The sequence below is a fragment of the Acetanaerobacterium elongatum genome (assembly GCF_900103835.1).
In the GTDB taxonomy this organism is placed as follows: domain Bacteria; phylum Bacillota; class Clostridia; order Oscillospirales; family Ruminococcaceae; genus Acetanaerobacterium; species Acetanaerobacterium elongatum.
Genome location: NZ_FNID01000025.1, coordinates 24,299 through 43,166, shown reverse-complemented (window position 1 = coordinate 43,166; position 18,868 = coordinate 24,299). Strand labels below are relative to the sequence as shown.

16 protein-coding genes are annotated in these 18,868 nt (G+C 48.2%); 6 read left to right on the top strand and 10 right to left on the bottom strand.

The window, feature by feature from the left end; all coding sequences use genetic code 11:
- Positions 1 to 207 precede the first annotated feature (207 nt).
- Positions 208 to 651, bottom strand: coding sequence for a hypothetical protein (locus BLR50_RS09855; protein WP_092641385.1), 444 nt, complete (start codon positions 649 to 651; stop codon positions 208 to 210).
- Positions 652 to 1,163: 512 nt separating this feature from the next.
- On the opposite strand from BLR50_RS09855, the gene abc-f reads away from it, so the two are divergent.
- The 3 genes from abc-f (at position 1,164) to BLR50_RS09840 (ending at position 4,788) form a co-directional block, all read left to right on the top strand.
- A complete protein-coding gene (abc-f, locus tag BLR50_RS09850) occupies positions 1,164 to 2,762 on the top strand; it encodes a ribosomal protection-like ABC-F family protein (protein ID WP_092641382.1) in 1,599 nt (532 codons plus the stop codon).
- Between the two features lie 18 nt (positions 2,763 to 2,780).
- Entirely contained in the window at positions 2,781 to 3,545 is a 765-nt protein-coding gene (locus BLR50_RS09845) for an alpha/beta fold hydrolase (protein ID WP_092641379.1), read from the top strand.
- A 208-nt stretch (positions 3,546 to 3,753) separates the two neighbouring features.
- On the top strand, positions 3,754 to 4,788 hold the full coding sequence (locus tag BLR50_RS09840; protein ID WP_092641376.1) for a DUF2804 domain-containing protein: 1,035 nt from the start codon (positions 3,754 to 3,756) through the stop codon (positions 4,786 to 4,788).
- 84 nt (positions 4,789 to 4,872) lie between these two features.
- Here BLR50_RS09840 and BLR50_RS09835 read toward each other — a convergent pair whose 3' ends face one another.
- Both BLR50_RS09835 and BLR50_RS09830 read right to left on the bottom strand, forming a co-directional pair.
- On the bottom strand, positions 4,873 to 5,268 hold the full coding sequence (locus BLR50_RS09835) for a bacteriohemerythrin (RefSeq protein ID WP_092641373.1): 396 nt from the start codon (positions 5,266 to 5,268) through the stop codon (positions 4,873 to 4,875).
- A gap of 110 nt (positions 5,269 to 5,378) precedes the next feature.
- Positions 5,379 to 6,572, bottom strand: coding sequence for a ribose-phosphate pyrophosphokinase (locus tag BLR50_RS09830; RefSeq protein ID WP_092641370.1), 1,194 nt, complete (start codon positions 6,570 to 6,572; stop codon positions 5,379 to 5,381).
- Between the two features lie 617 nt (positions 6,573 to 7,189).
- Between BLR50_RS09830 and BLR50_RS09825 the strand changes: the two genes are divergently transcribed.
- Both BLR50_RS09825 and udp read left to right on the top strand, forming a co-directional pair.
- Positions 7,190 to 8,119, top strand: a complete 930-nt coding sequence (locus BLR50_RS09825) for a magnesium transporter CorA family protein (protein WP_092641394.1) — start codon at positions 7,190 to 7,192, stop codon at positions 8,117 to 8,119.
- 66 nt (positions 8,120 to 8,185) lie between these two features.
- Positions 8,186 to 8,980, top strand: a complete 795-nt coding sequence (gene udp, locus BLR50_RS09820; protein WP_092641366.1) for a uridine phosphorylase — start codon at positions 8,186 to 8,188, stop codon at positions 8,978 to 8,980.
- Between the two features lie 89 nt (positions 8,981 to 9,069).
- Here the strand turns inward: udp and BLR50_RS09815 are convergent, their stop codons facing one another.
- The 5 genes from BLR50_RS09815 to BLR50_RS09795 all read right to left on the bottom strand — a co-directional run bounded on the left by BLR50_RS09815 (position 9,070) and on the right by BLR50_RS09795 (position 15,031).
- Positions 9,070 to 9,822, bottom strand: coding sequence for an ABC transporter permease (locus BLR50_RS09815; protein ID WP_092641363.1), 753 nt, complete (start codon positions 9,820 to 9,822; stop codon positions 9,070 to 9,072).
- Positions 9,823 to 9,853: 31 nt separating this feature from the next.
- Positions 9,854 to 10,810: an ABC transporter ATP-binding protein gene (locus BLR50_RS09810; RefSeq protein ID WP_092641360.1), complete on the bottom strand. Its 957-nt coding sequence runs from the start codon at positions 10,808 to 10,810 to the stop codon at positions 9,854 to 9,856.
- 126 nt (positions 10,811 to 10,936) lie between these two features.
- Positions 10,937 to 11,755: a MerR family transcriptional regulator gene (locus tag BLR50_RS09805; RefSeq protein ID WP_092641357.1), complete on the bottom strand. Its 819-nt coding sequence runs from the start codon at positions 11,753 to 11,755 to the stop codon at positions 10,937 to 10,939.
- A gap of 138 nt (positions 11,756 to 11,893) precedes the next feature.
- Entirely contained in the window at positions 11,894 to 13,834 is a 1,941-nt protein-coding gene (locus tag BLR50_RS09800) for a methyl-accepting chemotaxis protein (protein WP_092641355.1), read from the bottom strand.
- 189 nt (positions 13,835 to 14,023) lie between these two features.
- Positions 14,024 to 15,031 (bottom strand): aldo/keto reductase, encoded by a 1,008-nt coding sequence (locus BLR50_RS09795; protein WP_092641352.1) that lies wholly within the window; start codon positions 15,029 to 15,031, stop codon positions 14,024 to 14,026.
- 119 nt (positions 15,032 to 15,150) lie between these two features.
- Between BLR50_RS09795 and pdxR the strand changes: the two genes are divergently transcribed.
- Positions 15,151 to 16,557 (top strand): MocR-like pyridoxine biosynthesis transcription factor PdxR, encoded by a 1,407-nt coding sequence (gene pdxR, locus BLR50_RS09790; RefSeq protein WP_092641349.1) that lies wholly within the window; start codon positions 15,151 to 15,153, stop codon positions 16,555 to 16,557.
- 40 nt (positions 16,558 to 16,597) lie between these two features.
- Here pdxR and BLR50_RS09785 read toward each other — a convergent pair whose 3' ends face one another.
- A complete protein-coding gene (locus BLR50_RS09785; RefSeq protein ID WP_162840394.1) occupies positions 16,598 to 17,659 on the bottom strand; it encodes an acyltransferase in 1,062 nt (353 codons plus the stop codon).
- A 116-nt stretch (positions 17,660 to 17,775) separates the two neighbouring features.
- A complete protein-coding gene (locus BLR50_RS09780; protein WP_092641343.1) occupies positions 17,776 to 18,864 on the bottom strand; it encodes a glycosyltransferase in 1,089 nt (362 codons plus the stop codon).
- Positions 18,865 to 18,868: the final 4 nt, after the last annotated feature.

Below are 18,868 nucleotides of genomic sequence, written 5' to 3'. Positions count from 1 at the left end.
AGTTACATCAGCTATTACAACACCCGGCGTGTGCAACGCAACTTGGGTGTTCTGACACCGTTAGAGAAATTTAATCTCTACTTCGCTGCATAAAAAGCGACCAGTGGTTTTGTTCACCACTGGTCGGGAAAATTTTATGTTTTTTCGCTGTCCTCTTGACGGGATGCAGTTCACATAAGAAGTGCGCTTCTTGTATATTGGATTGTACTACTGTTCTTCGCAAAGCTTTACCCGCAAACGGCATTCACTGTCGCCGCGCAGAACGGTTGACAGCAAGGTTACGGTAAAGGGCTGCTCGTTAAGAATTGCTTTCAGATTGTAAATTAAGCTTTGCCGGGAACACTCGCAAAGCCTGCCGGTAGTAACATACCCGCAGGTGTACAGATCACACAGGCATTTAGGGTAGATAAGATCGTATACCCTGTTCTTCTCCACAGTTTCCGTTTTCACAAATTCGTTCTCTTGCCCAAGGCGCGCAAAAAAGTCGTCAAGGCTTGAGGACTTATTGTACACGGATCGGTACCAATCCTTTGTGCCGGATTCCGAACACGCCTTGCCGCACTCACATAAAACATGAGTGCGCTCCTCATCGCAGATAAGGTTAAGCGCATGTTCAAAACCGCCGAACCATATTTTAAAAAAGTCGTTCATACTGCCCTCCCATTGCTGTTTGATTACATTATAGCCCAGAAATACCTTAATTGAAAGTATCACCCGTGTATTGACAGAACAGCCCGCCCGTGCTAGGATATAGGTAATCTACAATGTCTGGAGTTGAAAGAGTGAAACACTTCTCTTGCTAACAATTTAAGCACTAATAGGCGTAGCGGTATGTGTAAGCAGCCGTTGTGTTTGCGGTGCAAAAAGCAAGGAAGCACTCTTTAGGTTGTTTTTTAACAGCCTTGATAACTTTAGACAGTGAATATCCTAGCCGTTGGTTTTTATACCGTTACGGTTATTTCAGGTGCTGTTTATGGCCGCAGGAGCAATGCTTCTCTGCGGCCTTTTTGTTTTGCTTCTGCGGCAGAATAACTGATAAGTTTTGGAGGAATAAGTTTGAAAGATAAATCTTTCAAACATCGGTTTTGTGCTTTTCGATTTGAAAGATCGAAATTTCGGTTAAGGCCGAAACCGCACAATTCCCAGAAAGGAATGATCATAATATGTCACAAATCAGCGTAAGCAATCTTACGTTTTCATACGACAGCAGCGCCGATACCATCTTCGAAAACGTCTCGTTTATGATAGATACCGACTGGAAGCTTGGCTTTATCGGGCGAAACGGCAGGGGCAAAACCACCTTTTTGAACCTGCTGCTGGGGCGTTACCCCTATCAGGGGCAGATAACCGCCTCGGTGGGGTTTGACTACTTCCCGTTTTCGGTAGGTGATGAAAACCGCAGTGCCTTAACCGTAGCGCGCGGAATTATCGCCCCATTTGATGAATGGGAGGCTCAGATGCAGGCACTCACCGTTAGCGGCAGCGAGCAGGACCTGCAGCGGTACGGAGATATCCTTGAGCTGTACACCGCACAGGATGGCTTTATCATCAACGAACTGCTTGAAAGGGAGCTTTCCAAGCTTCTGGCGGATGTAAGCCTGCTGCAGCGCCCGTTTAATACCTTAAGCGGCGGAGAAAAAACCAAGCTGATGCTGGCCGCATTATTTCTAAAAAAGCATCGTTTTCTGTTAATCGACGAGCCCACCAACCATCTAGACGCACAGGGGCGCCTTGCGGTAAGCGAATACCTTGCCTCGAAGAAGGGGTTTATTCTGGTATCGCACGACCGTGCGTTTTTGGATCACTGCATTGATCATGTTCTCTCCATCAACCGTTGTAACATTGAGGTTCAGAAGGGCAACTACACCACATGGCAGCAGAACAAAGACCGGCAGGACGCCTTTGAGCAGGCCCAGAATGAGCGGCTAGCACACGATATTACCCGCCTTACCGTTGCGGCTGAGAATACCGCGCGGTGGTCGGAGCAGGTGGAGAAAACAAAATACACACGCCCGGCCTCCGGCCTGAAACCCGATAGAGGCCACATCGGGCATCAGGCCGCCAAGCTGATGAAACGTTCCAAGGCGATTGAGGTTCGGCGCGCGGACGCAATCGAAGAGAAATCACAGCTGCTCAAAAACCTGGAGAAATCTGAACCCCTAAAGCTTACGGTGCTCAGGCATCATGCGCAGCGGCTGGTGGAAGCAAACAATCTGACCATTGACTACGGCAGCGGGCCGCTCTTTCAACCGCTCGGCTTTACCATTAATGCAGGTGACCGTGCAGTGCTTACCGGCACAAACGGCAGCGGCAAAACCAGCCTGATTAAGCTTCTGCTGGGCGATGCTATTCCCCATACGGGGCAATTACAAACCGCGAGCGGCTTAACCCTCTCCTACATGCCGCAGGATGCCTCGTTTTTACATGGTGGGCTGCGGGAATACGCACAGGCACAGGGTATTGACGAAAGCCTGTTCATGACCATCCTGCGCAAGCTGGATTTTACCCGCGAGCAGTTTGAAAAGGAACTGTCTGCCTACAGCGGCGGGCAAAAGAAGAAGGTACTGCTGGCAGCCAGCCTCTGCCGCCCCGCTCACCTGTATATCTGGGACGAACCGCTCAATTTTATTGATCTTCTTTCCCGCGTACAAGTTGAAAATCTGCTGCTGGAATATCAGCCTACCATGCCTTTTGTTGAGCACGATCAGGTTTTCTGCGATAAAATTGCAACACAATCAATTTTGTTAAACAAAAGTATTTAAGGTGGTTGGAGGTACGATATGTCATACTTTATATATAAAGAAAAAGCCTGTTATTACGAAGAGTACGGAAACGGCACGCCGCTGCTGTTACTACACGGCAACACTGCTTCTTCCAAGATGTTTCAGGATGCTATTGAACCCCTTGCAACAGATTTTAAAGTAGTGCTATTAGACTTCTTAGGGCATGGAAAATCGGAGAGAGTGGATGAATTGGCAGCCGATTTATGGTTTGACGAAGCGCTGCAGGTAATCGCGCTTTTAGAGCAAAAGCACTATAAGAACGTTAATCTGATTGGCAGCAGCGGTGGGGCGATAGTTGCCATCAATGTTGCCTTAGAGCGGCCCGATCTGGTTCATAAGGTGATTGCAGACAGCTTTGAGGGCAAGGCTCCTTTAAAAGAACTCGTTGAAAATATTGCTGAAGAAAGACGGCTTTCAAAGCAAGATGGAAACGGGAAGGCATTTTACCGTGCAATGCATGGCGAGGATTGGGAAGGCGTTGTAGATAACGACACCGCAGCAATTCTTCGTCATGCAAAAAATATCGGGAGTTTTTACCATAAGCCTTTAAGCAAACTGCATATACCGATATTATTCACAGGCTGTAAGGAGGATGAATATGCGAAACTGATTGACCCGAATTTCTACGAGAAGACATTCGCTAGTCTAATTAAAGAAATAGGCAGCGGAGAGCTGCATATATTTGAAGGGGGAAGGCATCCCGCAATGTTAGGGTGTAAAGAGGAATTTATTATGAAGGCGAAGGATTTTCTTTTAAATTAAAACGGATGCAAATTGGGGTTACCGGCAGATGCAAATTGCTTTTCTCAAAAGAGTTTTTCAACAAAATAACAACAAATTCTATTATTATATATAAAAATATTTAACAATATGATTGAATACTGTCAATATTATGCTATAATTGTAATAGGTAAATAGTTCCGTAAGATGAAAGGAAAGCTTGAATTGCAGAAAAGAAAGGGGATTCACCATGCAGACCGAGATTACATCCGCAGGCCCTCTTTTGAACGAGAAAGGCATTCTTAATGTACGGGGTTATGCCAAAAAGCTGTTACCTGAGTACAGCCGAAATTCTATCAAGGCCGGTAAGCTGCGCATTAAGGAATGGGATTACTACCTGATTACCAATAACCATTATGCAGTGGCCCTTACCGTAGCCGATAACGGCTACATGGGGCTTGCCAGCGCCAGCCTGCTGGAATTTGACACCGCAAAGCACCATACGGCAACGGTTTTAACCGCCTTTCCCATGGGTAAGCTGCGTATGCCTGAAACCTCCAAAACCGGTAATGTTCTGTTCGAGCATAAGAAATGTCATATTTCATTCGAGATTACACCCGAAGGGCGTTATTTGAGCTGCAGTTTCAAAGACTTTAAAAACGGCAGCCCGTTTACGGCAGATTTTAAGCTAACCGAAGAGCCGGAAGAATCGATGGTCATTGCCACACCTTTCGCCAAAAAGAAGACGGCTTTTTATTATAATCAAAAGATCAACTGCATGCGTGCTGCAGGAAAAGCGGAGTTTGAGGGCAAAACCTATACCTTTTCCCCCGATACCTCCTTCGGTACGCTGGATTGGGGGCGTGGAGTATGGACCTACTCCAACACCTGGTACTGGGGCAGCGCTTCCGGGCAGCTAAACGGCGTACCGTTTGGCTTTAATCTGGGGTACGGCTTCGGCGATACCTCTGCCGCCAGTGAGAATATGCTTTTTTACGGTGGCAAAGCTCATAAGCTGGACCAGGTACTGTTCAATATCCCGAAGGACGGTACCGGGCAGGATGATTTTCTTTCTACCTGGACGTTCGGCTCCAGCGACGGAAGATTTTTGATGACCTTTTCCCCGATTCTTGACCGTGCCTCCTGCACAAACCTTTTACTCCTATGCTCCGACCAGCATCAGGTTTTCGGCCGTTTCTCCGGCACCGCAGTACTGGATGACGGCAGGACCATAAAGCTGCAGAACTTCCTTGGCTTTGCCGAAAAGGTGAAGAACCGTTGGTAGTAAGTACTACTGCATCCGATTAGATGATATGACAAAGGGCCAAGCGGGCATAAACCTGCTTGGCTCTTTTATGTTATTGGGCAATTACTTATTTACATACTGTGCAATCTCGGTGTCTACATATTTGATATGGTTAATCAGCCAGCCGGAAAGCAGAGAGTTCAGCTTTGAAACCGAAAGAATGGTAGCGCCGTTATCAGCGATATCCTTCTTAATTGCCTTAACCTGCACTATAAAATCATCGTGAAGCTTTTTATGCTCCACACATTTGGGGTAGCCCGATTTCTTTTGAATCTCCTGCTCCTCGGTAAAATGCTTTACAGTGTAATCCTCCAGAAAATCAATTGTCTTAATAACCTCGGCTCTGCCCTTCCCTGCACTACAGGCTGCATAAAGTGCCTCCATTGCCGCAAAAAGGGCCTTGTGCTGCTCGTCGATGTGTGGTACCCCGATCTTTAAGCTGTCGTTCCATGATTGCATGATGATTCAGTCCTTTCATTTATGTAACGGTTAGCCCGAGCTGATTAATACTATAATAAAACGCCGGAATAAAAAATTCCAGCGTTTTTATAAAAATATATTAAATTAGTCTATTTTTTATTATTTTTCTCGTTTACCCGATTCATTAATGCTGCAATACGCTGCGCGGGGTTGAGCAGTTCGCTGATGGACTGGTCGTAGTTGAGCTTATCGATTATAAGCGCCATATACTTTGCCATATCCACTTCCTGATACCATGGGCGCTGCCGCAGCTCCTCGGGGCGGTAGACCAGGTTGGTGGTGAACACCTTGTCGATAATGCCGTCGGCGTAGGCTTTATCAAAGTTGGCAAGCCCTTCGCAGAACAGGCCGAACGAAACGCAGATGAAAATCCTCTTTGCCTTTTTCTCCTTCAGCTTTGCGGCAATATCCAGCACCGAATCACCGGAGGAAATCATATCGTCGATAATAATTAAGTCCTTGCCCTCAACGTTGGAGCCTAAGAATTCATGTGCCACAATGGGGTTTCTGCCCTGCACGATGGTTGCGTAATCGCGGCGCTTATAGAACATGCCAAGGTCTACGCCTAGGATAGAGGAATAGTAGATGCATCGGCCCATGCCGCCCTCGTCGGGAGAGATAATCATCAGCTTGTCTTTGTCGAAGGCGATATCGTCCACATGGTTAACCATGGCCTTTAAAAACTGATAGGTGGGGTGAATATTATCAAAGCCGTGCAGCGGGATGGCGTTGTGCACCCTAGCATCATGCGCATCAAAGGTGATGATGTTGTCAACACCCATCGAAGTAAGTTCCTGCAGCATCAGCGCACAATCCAGCGATTCGCGGGAGGTTCTGCGGTGCTGTCTGCCCTCGTAGAGCATGGGCATAATAACAGTAATGCGTCTGGCCTTGCCGCCTGCCGCGGCGATAATACGCTTGAGATCTTGAAAATGATCGTCAGGGCTCATGGGAACGTTTCTTCCGTACATCGTGTACTCAACACCGTAGTTAAAGACATCGGCAATGATATAGAGATCGTGCCCGCGGATGGATTGCTTGATTAAGCCCTTGGCTTCGCCTGTTCCGAATCTTGGGCAAACTGTTCCGATTTTAAAGCTGTCCAACAGGTAACCCGGCACCTCGATATCGGGGTTTTGGATGTTGTGCCTTTCCAGCCTCCATTGGGTAAGGTAGTTGTCAACTCTATCGGTAATCTCCTCGCAGCCTCTCATCCCGATAATACCAAGGGTACCGACAGGGATATCAACTACCTTGCACTCGTGACAGTCAATGTAATCCATCAACCATTAACCTCCCAGACGCATAGTATTCATTTTGTATACGACATCTTTTGCAACCACAAAAGCTTGTGTATTTTTGCTGATTTATGTACATTATTGCCGCTAAATAAATTTTACACAGCATTTACTTGGTTGTCAACAAACAGTTGCATAGAAAATACACAGGAAATCCTACGCGAGACTATACAAAATGCGCTGGAATTAAATTTACAATTCATGCCGGTGCACATTTTGCGCTTTATATTCACCAGTCTACCCCGTTTACCGCTTGTATTCGTTTGTTACGGGCAACTAGCGGTGCTAGCCAACGCTTATCGCAATTACGCGCCTAATTTATAGCCGTACCTCTTGTATTTGACGTTTTTTATGGTATAATGGATGATAGTAAGCTATATTGGGTATAGTATGAGCCATTGCTTAGAAGGCCTCCCAATATAAGGCTGACGCTAAGGCATTTAAGCTTTGTGGACAGCCCTTGCAAGATTATTATTACGAGTCTGGAGGTGGCGTTGTGAGTCCCGACCCCGGTAATCCCCGAAGTTGCTGCAAATCTATTACGCGGCGGATTCTTGCAGCGCCTGCCGCTGTTTTGTCCCCGCAGTTTGGGAGTGATGTTTTTGATCACATTTTTCAAAACAGAAAACAACCGTCTTGAGCAGCTTGATACCATTGCGGAAGGCTGCTGGGTGAATGTAGTAAGCCCCGACGAGAAGGAGATTTCGTATCTGGTTGACACCTTAAAGCTGGATAACGGCTTTGTGCGCAGCTCGCTGGATGAAGAAGAGACCTCCCGTATTGAATCGGAAGACGACCAGACTCTAGTTATTATAGACGTACCCGTTGCTGAAAAGCAGAGTGAAAACACCATCCTGTATACAACCATGCCTATAGGCATTATTATCGCCGACAAGGTAATTTATACCATATCCCTTAAAGAAAATGCCGTGCTCTCTGAGTTCGCGGGTAATATGGTAAAGAATGTGCAAACCCATCTGCGCACTCGCTTTCTGTTCACCCTGCTGCTGCGCATCGCCACCCGGTACCTGCAGTACCTAAAGCAGATTGATAAAATCTCGCACCTGATGGAGCAGCAGCTTCATAAGTCGATGAAAAACAAGGAACTGATCCAGCTGCTTGGGCTTGAAAAATCACTGGTTTACTTCTCCACCTCGCTCAAGGCCAACGATATTACGCTCGAGAAGATCCTGCGCGGGCGGTTTTTGAAGCTGTACGACGACGACAAAGAGCTGCTGGAGGATGTGCTGATTGAAATCAAGCAGGCCATCGAGATGTCCAGCATTTACTCTGACGTGCTCTCGGGTATGATGGACGCATTTGCCTCCATCATCTCGAACAACCTCAACATTGTAATGAAGGTGCTTACCTCAATTACTATCGTCATGGCTATTCCCTCCATTATCAGCGGTTTCTACGGTATGAACGTTACCGGTCTTCCCCTTACTAACCTGTGGTGGTTCCCTATAGTACTCTCGGTGGTAGCCATGGTTGTTGTCGGCTTTATCCTTGTGAAAAAGAAGTTGTTTTAGTGTTAAGAAATATTGGAGCCTTATCGCACCCTGTAAGGGTATGATAGGGCTCTTTTGTCAAGGCTAATGTGCACCAACCGCGAAAGGGATGATTCATCCGTGAATGAAGAAAAACTGTTTCACCTTGCCCTTACCAAGGCCGACGGCGCCGCCTATGCCATACTGCCCGGTGACCCCGGCCGGGTGGAGAAGATTGCCGCATTCCTGCAAAGCCCACAAAAGGTTACACAGAACCGCGAGTTTACTACCTATGCCGGCACCCTGAACGGTGAACGCGTGCTGGTGACCTCCACCGGTATCGGAGGGCCATCTGCCGCCATCGCGGTGGAGGAGCTCTGCCAGATTGGCGTAAAAACCTTCATTCGCGTGGGCACCTGCGGCGGTATGCAAACCGACGTGCTCTCGGGCGATGCGGTTATCGCCACCGCAGCAATCCGTATGGAGGGTACTTCCAGAGAGTACCTGCCCATTGAATTCCCCGCCGCAGCGGATTTTAACGTGGTATCCGCGCTGGTGGGGGCCGCAGAAGGCTTGGGGTTGCGCTATCACACCGGTGTTACGCAGAGCAAGGATTCCTTTTACGGTCAGCACTCCCCCCAGCGTATGCCAGTTGGGTATGAGCTGCAAAGCAAGTGGGAGGCCTGGAAAGCCGGTGGGTGCTTGGCATCGGAGATGGAGTGCGCCGCCATCTTCTGTGTTGCCGCAACCCTTGGCGTACGGGCCGGCGCAGTGCTGCACTGCATCTGGAATCAGGAGCGCGCGGCTGCGGGGCTTCCGAATCCGGAGGTACACGATACCGAGCAGGCAATCAAAATAGCTATCGGCGCCATTGAGCGGTTGATTGCCGAAGAGGCACACTAATCCATCTGAATCTTCCATCCCCGATAAAAAGTGCAGGGTCGGACATTACTCCGGCCCTGTTTCTATACCCGGCCTCAGCAGGAACTTCTTTATTTTTCATCCTTCTGCAGGCAGCGAACGGCAAGCAGAAAGCTAAGAACAGTTAAAGCAGCCATTAAGCCCGCGGCAAGCAGGTATAGGCCCCAGTCGGGTGTTGCATTCAGCATCAGGTTTCTCAGGCTGTTGATAACATGGGTAAACGGGTTTATCAGTACCGCAATCTTAAACCCACCGGGAACCTGATCGTACGGCATTAGTGCGGTGCTTACAAAGAACAGCGGCATTACAAAGGTATTCACCAGCGCGATGAACGGGTTTTCATCGCGAAACAAAAAGCTGATGGCATAGGAGAGCCCCGCCACAAAAGCGATGGTCAGTACAAGCAGTAAGATAATCAGCAAGACCCCCGCTATGCCCGACGCTACGGTTGCACCCAGCAGGAGTGACAAAGCCGACAGTATCGCTATCGAGACAAACGCCGCCACGGCAACATCCAGGATATGCCCCAGCACAATCGAGCTGCGCTTAACCGGCGAGATGTAAACCCGGTAATAGATGCCGCCGGTTTTCATCGAATAGTTTGCAATACCACTGATACCGGCACTGGTAAGCACCAGCATCACCAGAATACCCGGCAGCGAGAATGCCGTATAGTTTTGACCGCCGCCTGCTACTGCCTTCGATCCAAACATGGTACTGAACAGCAGCAGCCAGAACAACGGCTGTATGCTCGTCATAATGAGTGTTGCGGGGTTTTGCAGACGCCATTTCTGGTTGCGCCAGAGTATATTCAAAGCTTCCATCTACAATTCAATCCTTTCATAAAACTTGTATTTAAGATGCCGAGCTTTCAAGCCTTGTACCGCCGGTGATGGCAATAAAGACATCTTCAAGGCTCGGGCTTACCGTTTCTATGCCGCTGAAAGTGATGTTCTGTTCCGAAAGCCAGCGGTTAAGTGCCATAAAATCACGGTCACAATTTTGAACCTGCACATAAACCTCCTGCTCCTCACAGCGTAATCCTCTTACAAGCGGGTGCTGCTGCAGCAGCTTTGCAGCCTTGGGGGCCATATCTGGTTTATTAAAGCTCATTCGTATCAGGTTCTGGCTGGTGTACTGCCGCAGGCTCTGGGGGGTATCCTGCACCAGTTCGTGCCCCTCCTTCATAATGCAAATGGTGTCGCTCAGTATGTCGGCCTCCTCCAGATAGTGCGTAGTCAGAAACACTGTGGTGCCAAAATCGTTCTTAATCCGCTTTACGGCATCCCAAAGTATCTGGCGTGATTCAATGTCCAGCCCGACCGTCGGCTCGTCCAAAAACAGAATCTTTGGGAAGGAGATCATGCTCATGGCGATATCCAGCCGCCGTTTGATGCCGCCGGAATAGGTTGCTACCCTGTCCTTCATATACTCCTTTAATCCAAAAGCCTCCGTCAGGGTATCGGTTCTCTTGAGTATGTCGGCTTTAGCCATATGGAACAGCCTGCCCTGAAACAGCATGTTCTCCTGAAGTGACAGATGGTCGTCAATAGATACCCGCTGCGCCACACAGGCCATCTGCGAGCGCACATATGTCTGCTCGCGCGCAAGATTTTTCCCGAGAATGGTCACCTCGCCTGAGGTGGGTGCTAAGAAGGTTGTAAGTGTGTTGATTAGGGTGGATTTACCCGCTCCGTTTGGCCCCAGCAGAGTAAATATCTCTCCCTCCTTTACCGTAAGGCTCAGCTCGTTTAGGGCAGTTTTGCCGCGCGCATAGGTTTTGGTCAGCTTTTTAACCGAGATTGCATCCAATGCTCATCCCTCCGTTGTTTAGAATACAATCAGCATACAGCCTCGCATAGTGCGAGAGTCAAGAGCAAATCTCATAATTTTTTCTCGAAAGCAAAAATTCGTCACCCAAATTTGAGTGACGAATTCTTATTTCTTGCGGATTGGAAAGCAAACCTCGGTAATCAGGTTTTCTGGGTTAGGCTCGGTTAACGGGGATATGTGGTAGATATTAAACATCGACCCAACTAATTCATATTGGTTATATAAAGTCCACTTTGCAATAGACGCACATACCTTTTCCAAGAGGTTATAGGCGCCCTGATAGGTGATGGCAGCAACGGTAATCGGCTCGACTGTTTTAAAGCGTGCCCTCTGTGTATCGTGGTAGCTGCCTATCACCGACCTTTGAATCTCCACGTCAATACCCTGCTCCTTATACCCCTCATCGTGAAAAACTGCAATGTTATAGCTTGGGGTTGAGTATTGAATATTTTGCAGCTTCGCTTCCTCACACAAGGCCTCCCACAACAGCCCTTCGTCGGTGTAGCTGGGAATCACCTGCCGCAGGCTGACAATATTGCGCTTTGGAATCTCCTTTACGGCGATGCTGCATTCTGAAGGTGCAGAGCCCTTCTCAATGCTTTTTATGGCTGTATCCATCATCTGCAGCTGGTTTTGCATTGCAGAGAGCTCCTCTTTCTTTTGAATCATCTGTAGTGAAAGATACCGTTTCAGCAGGTCAGTATCATCATACTCCGATAGAATCTCTTTAATCATCGCAAGGCTCAGGCCCATATTCTTGAGTGCCTGAATACGGCTTGCATCTGTTAGCTGCTCCTCGCTGTAGTAGCGGTAACCGGTAAACTCATCGGTATGGCGCGGGTGCAGAAGCCCTATTTCATCATAGTGGCGCAGCATGTGAATGCTGATGCGCGAAAGCATTGAGAAGTCACCTATTTTAAGCATGTTTCTTTCCTCCCAATACAACTTTATGCTTCTATTCTAAACCCTCGCATAGTAGTAGAGTCAAGAACAATTAAAATGCCTGGAGATGGGTTGCACCACCTTCAGGCATTTTAATTTTAATAAAAGAACTTAATAAGTTTAATCCTGCTTCAGCTCAAACCGCGCGATAAGCTCCTTAAGCATAGCGGCCTGGCTGCTCAGTTCCTCGCTGGAAGCGGCACTCTCTTCGGCAGTGGCGGAGTTGTTCTGCACAACGCTTGACATCTGCTCCATACCCATATTAATCTGCACCACAGCGGTGGCCTGATCATTGGTAGCCGAGCTGATGCGCATTACCATATCGTTTACGCCCTCTGCGTTCTTCGCAATCTGCTCCAGCGACTGTGCCGTCTGCTGTGCGATTTTTGTGCCCTTGGCAACAGAGGCTATCGACTGTTCAATCAAAGCCGTTGTATCCTTCGCTGCCTCGGCACTCTTGCTGGCAAGGTTGCGTACCTCATCGGCCACTACCGCAAAGCCCTTGCCCGCCGCGCCCGCTCTTGCGGCCTCAACGGCGGCATTCAGGGCCAAGATATTGGTCTGGAATGCGATATCGTTAATAACCTTAATAATCTTGGATATCTGGCTGGAGGAGTTGCTGATCTCGTTCATTGCCTTGAGCATCTCTTCCATCTGGCTGTTGCCCAAAGCAACATTATCGCCCGACTGTTTTGCCAGCTTGCTTGCCTCGTCTGCATTTCTGGCAATACCCTGAATGCCCTCGGAAATTTCGTTTAAGCTCGCCGAAAGCTCCTGAATAGTAGAGGCCTGCTCCATCGTGCTCTGTGAAAGCCCTTGTGCGCCCATTGAAATCTGTGAGGCACCCTGCTCTACCTGCTCAGCCGCCTCCAGAATGTCTCTAAACGCCTTGTTCAAGGCACCGGATATTTCGGTGAGTGCGGTTTTAATCGGTTCAAAATCGCCTTTGTAATAAAGCTCGCTCTCCTTACGCAGGTCACCTTTGGCGATACCGGTAAGAATATCGGAAATTTCGGATATGTAGCCGTTTACAGTGCTGACGGTGGAAGCCAGGGAGGCTAACAGCACACCCGTTTCGTCCTGTGACTTGATATCGGGTACCGGCGTTGAAAGGTCGCCCTCTGCAAGCAGCTTAATGCGGTCAGTGGAGGCGACAACTGGATTAGAGATAGAACCTGCCATTCTGGCGGAAAGAATGCCTGCAACAAGTAACAATAACAGACAAAGCACCGCACAAATGGCCAGAGTAATATAATAGCTCATCATGTACTCCATTTTAGGGAGTACAACCCCGACAGACCATTTTTCGGTACAGTTAATCGGCTGGTAAGCAATCATTACCGTCTTTCCGCCGATGTTCACTTCCTCAATACCGGTTTTCTGCTCCGTCATCTCCGATACTACAGAAGCAGCCTGTTTAAAACCGGAATCCTTCTGGGCAAGGGTGATATAGTTGGTCATGTCCTGAACAACCTTTTCGTCCGGGTGCGCGATAATCGTACCTGCTTTATCAACTACAAAGGCATAACCGCTCTGGCCGATGCTAATTTTTTTAACAATATCGTTAAAATGTTTGTAATCAATAGTTCCAAACATTACCTCATTGCCCATGGGGGTGGCCGCTAATATTGTAACCTTGCCGGTTGTTTTATCAATCAGCGGGCTGGAAATATAGCTTGTACCGCTTTTGGCCTGTTTATAATACTCTCTTTCACCGATATTCACATTTGCAAAGGTTGTGCCGTTAGCATCGGCAACATCGAACTTCACGAAGGTAGAATCTTTAACAATCTTAGCAAGCTGCTGCTCACGTTCCGCGTTGGTTAAAGTATAATTCTGAGCAATGGCATCTCTTGATGCAAGTTCCAAGTCATCCTTAATCAGCTGTGCCTCGCTTAAAACATTGGATGCATAAGCCTTCGACAGCTCGGTTAAAAGCTGCCGAGCATTTTCCTTTATGTTCAGATAAAAAATGACTGTTGCAACAGTAGTAATAGCAACCCCAAGAAAGGCACATATGGCGATTGTAGTAAGGCCGATGCGACGTTTAATTGTTTTCATTACTCCACCCTCGATTTATTGTATTTTAATATATTTTACTAAAAATTTTACCAAAAATCAATAAGATATACAAAAATACATCATTATTTTACTCCATTCGGTCTATTAACAGAGAAATAGTGCAAAAGCCGGATAAAAGACGACCTTTTATCCGGCTTATAAATATTGGGCAATTTTGATATTCAGCGACTATCTGCCCATCTCGGCAAGCTGACCGTCAGTTAGCGTGATGGTAAGCGCCGCGATGTTTTCGCGGTACTGCTCCTCGTTGCTGAAACCTAAAATGGGTATGAGCTTAGGCTCCTGCCTCAGCAGCCATGCCAGTACCAGTTGATTGCCCGTAACCCCAAGCTCGCGGGAAAGCTTATCCACAATTTCCAGCTTGCGGGCGTTTTCAGTCGAGTCAAAGTTACTCCAGTTATAGTAACGCTTGCGTTTCTCCTCGCTGTTGTAAATGCCCTTCAGCAACGGTGAATATGCCATCAGTGTGATATCCGGATTGGCTTTGATATACTCCAACTGCCCCGCATCCACATGCTCTACAATGCCGGTATCCACCCCTTGCTTGGGGTGCAGGTAGGAATATTCCTGCTGAACTGCGGTATAAAGCCTAACCCCCAGCCGCTTGCTTATCTCTCTGGCCTCCTTAAGCTGAGCGACTGTAAGATTGCTGCAGCCAATGTGGCGAACCTTGCCCTCCTTCACCAGCTGGTTTAGAACCGAGAGCGTTTCCTCTATCGGGGTGTTCTTATCGTAAACATGGGTATAGTAAAGGTCAATATAATCGGTTTTAAGCCGGCGCAGGCTGTCTTCTATACCCTTGCGGATTACACCTGCGGAAAGCCCTTCATACTCACCCGGTACCCTGTCCCACTCGGGAATGCCGTCGGCACCGCGGATGTTGTGCGGGTTCTTCAGCCTGCCGCCAACCTTGGTGGCCAAGAAGATTTCGTGACGGTTTTTACGCTCCTGCATCCACTTGCCCAGTACATTTTCACTTTCATCGCCCACAAACTCGCCGCTGCCCATCCACCAAGCATAACAGTTTGCTGTATCCAGGAAGTTGCCTCCGGCCTCGGTAAAATGGTTTAACACCCGCTGCGAGGTATTGTCGTCCATTGCCGTGCCCATTAGCATACAACCAAGACAAAAACGGCTTACCTTTTCGCCGGTTGTTCCGAATTCCTGCATAATCATAATTAACACCACTTTCTGTCATCGTCTATTGTTTTTGCTTACAGTTTTATTATATAATTAAATTGGATTGTTAATAGCGCCAATTACAGGCTATTTTTTAGAACCAATCGGAGGGGCTTATGTACGGGTTTGAGATTAACAAAGAGCTGCCGGTTTCAGCGGCAAAGCAGCTGGCCCAGCAGATACGAAGCGCGGTGCTTTCCGGCGTGCTTCCCGCGGGTGAGCAGATGCCCCCCACGCGAAGCCTTGCTGCCGAGCTGCATATTGCGCGCAACACGGCAATAGAGGTGTATGAGCAGCTGCTCTCGGAGGGCTATCTTGTAAGTAAGGTTGGTTCGGGCACCTTTGTAGCCGGGTTGGGTAAGCTGCCCCTGCCTCGCCCTATGCCTCCTGAGCTTGGCCATTCATCGGGGCGAAAGCCGAAGAAGGACCTCATTATGTTCGACCCGGGCAGCCCCGATTGTACCGCCTTCCCGCAGGTTCTTTGGGCACGTCTGTTAAAGGAGGCCTGTCTTGATGCGGATAACAGCACCTTTGGTTACCCCTCCACCGGTGCGGGAACCGCCGCTCTGCAGGCGGCCTTGTGCTCCTACCTTTATCGCATGAAGGGGATTGTGTGCAGCGAGGCGCAGGTGATAATTGTTCCGGGTACCTATAACGGGCTGCAGTTGATTGCACAGGTTCTTTACCGCGAGGGCTGCACCGCCGCGGTGGAAGACCCCTGTATGCCCTTTGTCCGGCAGGCGTTTACAGAATCAGGCTATGCTTTAACCCCCATTGAGGTGGATGCACACGGCATGATAACTGAGAAGCTTAATCCAAGTGACTCTGTTCGGGCAATTTATGTAGTACCTTCGCATCAGTTTCCCATCGGCGGAGTATTACCGGCTGCCCGGCGTGTTGAACTGCTGCAGTATGCCGCAAAAAAGGATGCTTATGTTATAGAAGACGATTACGACGGTGAGATTCGCTACGAGGGCGAACCGATTCAGCCGCTGCACCGCCTGAACGCCGAACGTGTGATCTACTTGGGCAGCTTTAGTAAGATATTCTCCCCCGCCCTGCGGATTGCCTACCTGATACTGCCGTGGCAGCTAAAGGATAGGGTAATTCGCCATATGGAGCTTGCGAATATTTGGAGCGGTACCATCGAGCAGCTGGCCCTTACCCGCCTGCTGGAGGAGCGCCTGCTGGATAAGCATATCTATCGCACAAAAAAGCTGTATGAGGCCAAGCGCCAGCTGCTGATGCACTGCTTGCAGCAAGAATTCGGGGATCAGGTTAGCGTCTCGGGTGAAAACGCCGGTATGCACCTTCTGGCCTCTTTCTTGCGCCCACTTACAAGCGAGGACTTTCATCGGTTTACGGAGCTTGGCGTAGAGGCGGATGGGGTAGAGAGCTTTGCGCTTACAAAAGGCCGCCATTGCCATCAGTTGGTGCTGGGCTATGGTAATCTAACCGAGCAGCAGATTCATGAAGGGGTACTGCGGTTAAAACATGCCCTGCATAATTCTGACATCAACTAAAGCAAAAGCTGCTAAGCAATGCCTAGCAGCTTTTAGAGTATCAAGCGATGAAATTTCTTAACACGGGAATCTTTTTAAAAAGATAAGCCGGAAGTATACTTAATGCAAACACTGCGGCAGCCAGCAGCGGAACAAGAAAAACGGGATTCAACGAGGTTGGGGTAAAGCCATACAGCCTGCGCTCAAATGGAATGATGAAAAAGTCATGCACCAGATACATCGCAAAGGTAATATTGGAGAAAGCCTCAATCCGCTTATCCCATTTTTCACCGAAGCTGAGCTTTGATAAGTTGTTCTTTCCAAATACCATCATGGCTATGGCGGTTAGCGCAACATTGGGGGTAGTAAATTGATAAAAAAGCTGGTTTCCTATGTTTTCGCTTACCGATAATATTGAGGAGGCTACTATCGTAAAGATTAGCCCGAGCACCCCGCCTGCATATAGCAGACCAATGTATTTTACTTTGGTGTTATAGCGGCTGATGTAATAACCCAAGATAAATAAGCCCGGAAAACCTATCCCCTGCAGGAAGAACGCCATATCTCTGAGCGGTGTAAAATAGGCGGCGATAGGGATAATACCGGAAACAAAAATCAGCCCAAGGCTCATACGCAATAGCCGCTTAGGAGTACTTACAGCCACCAATCGGCGGAGCAGCGGTGTCATCAGGTAGAGCGCTGTGATGGCATATAAAAACCACAGGTGCCGCCTTGCCTTCAGTGTAACGACCGAAAGCAGACCTCCTAAAACATCCTGCAGAACAATCCTGCCGTTTTGAAGGATTGAGGAATACAAATAGTACAGTACCCCCCAAAAGAACAATGCCGCAACCATTCGCAGTACATTTTTCCTAAAAAGGGTGCTGAAGGTGATCGTCTTTTCGGGGTGCAAAAAATGCCTGCCGCTCATCATAAAGAAAACGGGGATGCACCAGCGGCAGATAGCATCATAAAAATTCAGTGTCTGCCATTCAAACGAGCTTACGGGCAGGCAAACCCAATCGCAAGCCGCGATATGGATAACCACCACGGCAAATATAGCTAGAATGCGTACTATATCAAGGTAGATAATACGTCCGGGAATGGTAAGGTTATCACTCACTATAGTACCTCATTTCTGTGGTTTAAGGTTTTAAACATTCCCTGATAACCGGTAATGCTTTCACATCTGCTTTTATTACGCTGAAACGACAGAAATGAATTCAATAAAGCCGATACTTATACCTTAGTTTTTTCTTCCGCCAAGTTTTGCGGCCGCCTTTTGGTGCGGAATACCCACTCACGCTGCACCTGAAAACTTACAAGGAAGAGCAGTGCATCAATGATTACCTTTATACCGATAGGGCTGAGATGCGTTATGTTCGAAAATCCATAAACCCCAAGATAAGAGAAGGTGGCCTGAATAACACAGATAACCACATATTTAAACAGTGAATTTGCTTCACCCTTTTTAAATACCAGGTTACGGTTTACCTTATAGTTAAAGGTACAGGAGCCTATTCTGGCCGCATAAGTGGCAAAGAGGGTATTGTAAAACAACGAAAAACCCGATGTAACAGATAGAATAATTGTAAACAGAATCATATCCACCAGGAAAGAGGATAACGACGAGAGTAAAAAGCGGAAGATAAGCGCGTAAATTCTGGCTGAATCCCGTAATATATTAAAGTGGGTGGAGCGGTTTTGGCCTAAGTAAATAGTATGTATTGGAATCTGGCGGATCTCAACATCCAGCCGCTTTGTTTCCATCAAAATGCTGCTGCAGTATTCATACCGTTCTCCGCTTGCGCATACCAGATGCTTCAGCAGTTCAGTGGGAATAGCACGCAGGCCCGTCTGCGTATCGGTTACGTTAATACCGCATAAGAAGCGAAATACATAACGTGTGATGATATTCCCCGCACGGTTTGTCCACGGTACCTGCACGGCCTTAAAATCGCGGCTGCCTAAAATCAGGCTGTCTGGGTTTTCCTCAAGCGCAAGCGCACAGCGATAAGCGTCTCCGGGGTCGTGCTGCCCGTCGGCATCCACTGTAACAGTGCCCAAGTAATCTGGAAAAAGGGTTAAAAACTCGTTAAAGCCGGTTTTTAGCGCGCGCCCATAGCCTAGGTTCACCGCATGATAAGCCAAACGACAGCCGTACTGCAGCACGGCCTGCTCAAAGATTGCTTTTGTGTGCCCTGCGCTGCCGTCGTTTACAATGATAATATGTTCAAACCCGGCACCAATCAACCCTTTAACCGTTTCAAGAAGTCTCTCATCCGGGTTGTATGCGGGTATTACTGCAGCGACCTTCAGTTGGTTCATATCT

Bases quoted from the DNA above. Each gene is read 5' to 3' on its own strand.
- udp (WP_092641366.1), top strand. From the start codon at position 8,186: ATGTGCACCAACCGCGAAAGGGATGATTCATCCGTGAATGAAGAAAAA.
- pdxR (WP_092641349.1), top strand. From the start codon at position 15,151: ATGTACGGGTTTGAGATTAACAAAGAGCTGCCGGTTTCAGCGGCAAAG.
- BLR50_RS09855 (WP_092641385.1), bottom strand. From the start codon at position 651: ATGAACGACTTTTTTAAAATATGGTTCGGCGGTTTTGAACATGCGCTT.
- BLR50_RS09835 (WP_092641373.1), bottom strand. From the start codon at position 5,268: ATGCAATCATGGAACGACAGCTTAAAGATCGGGGTACCACACATCGAC.
- BLR50_RS09780 (WP_092641343.1), bottom strand. From the start codon at position 18,864: ATGAACCAACTGAAGGTCGCTGCAGTAATACCCGCATACAACCCGGAT.
- BLR50_RS09795 (WP_092641352.1), bottom strand. From the start codon at position 15,031: ATGATTATGCAGGAATTCGGAACAACCGGCGAAAAGGTAAGCCGTTTT.
- BLR50_RS09830 (WP_092641370.1), bottom strand. From the start codon at position 6,572: ATGGATTACATTGACTGTCACGAGTGCAAGGTAGTTGATATCCCTGTC.
- BLR50_RS09845 (WP_092641379.1), top strand. From the start codon at position 2,781: ATGTCATACTTTATATATAAAGAAAAAGCCTGTTATTACGAAGAGTAC.
- BLR50_RS09805 (WP_092641357.1), bottom strand. From the start codon at position 11,755: ATGCTTAAAATAGGTGACTTCTCAATGCTTTCGCGCATCAGCATTCAC.
- BLR50_RS09815 (WP_092641363.1), bottom strand. From the start codon at position 9,822: ATGGAAGCTTTGAATATACTCTGGCGCAACCAGAAATGGCGTCTGCAA.
- BLR50_RS09800 (WP_092641355.1), bottom strand. From the start codon at position 13,834: ATGAAAACAATTAAACGTCGCATCGGCCTTACTACAATCGCCATATGT.
- abc-f (WP_092641382.1), top strand. From the start codon at position 1,164: ATGTCACAAATCAGCGTAAGCAATCTTACGTTTTCATACGACAGCAGC.
- BLR50_RS09840 (WP_092641376.1), top strand. From the start codon at position 3,754: ATGCAGACCGAGATTACATCCGCAGGCCCTCTTTTGAACGAGAAAGGC.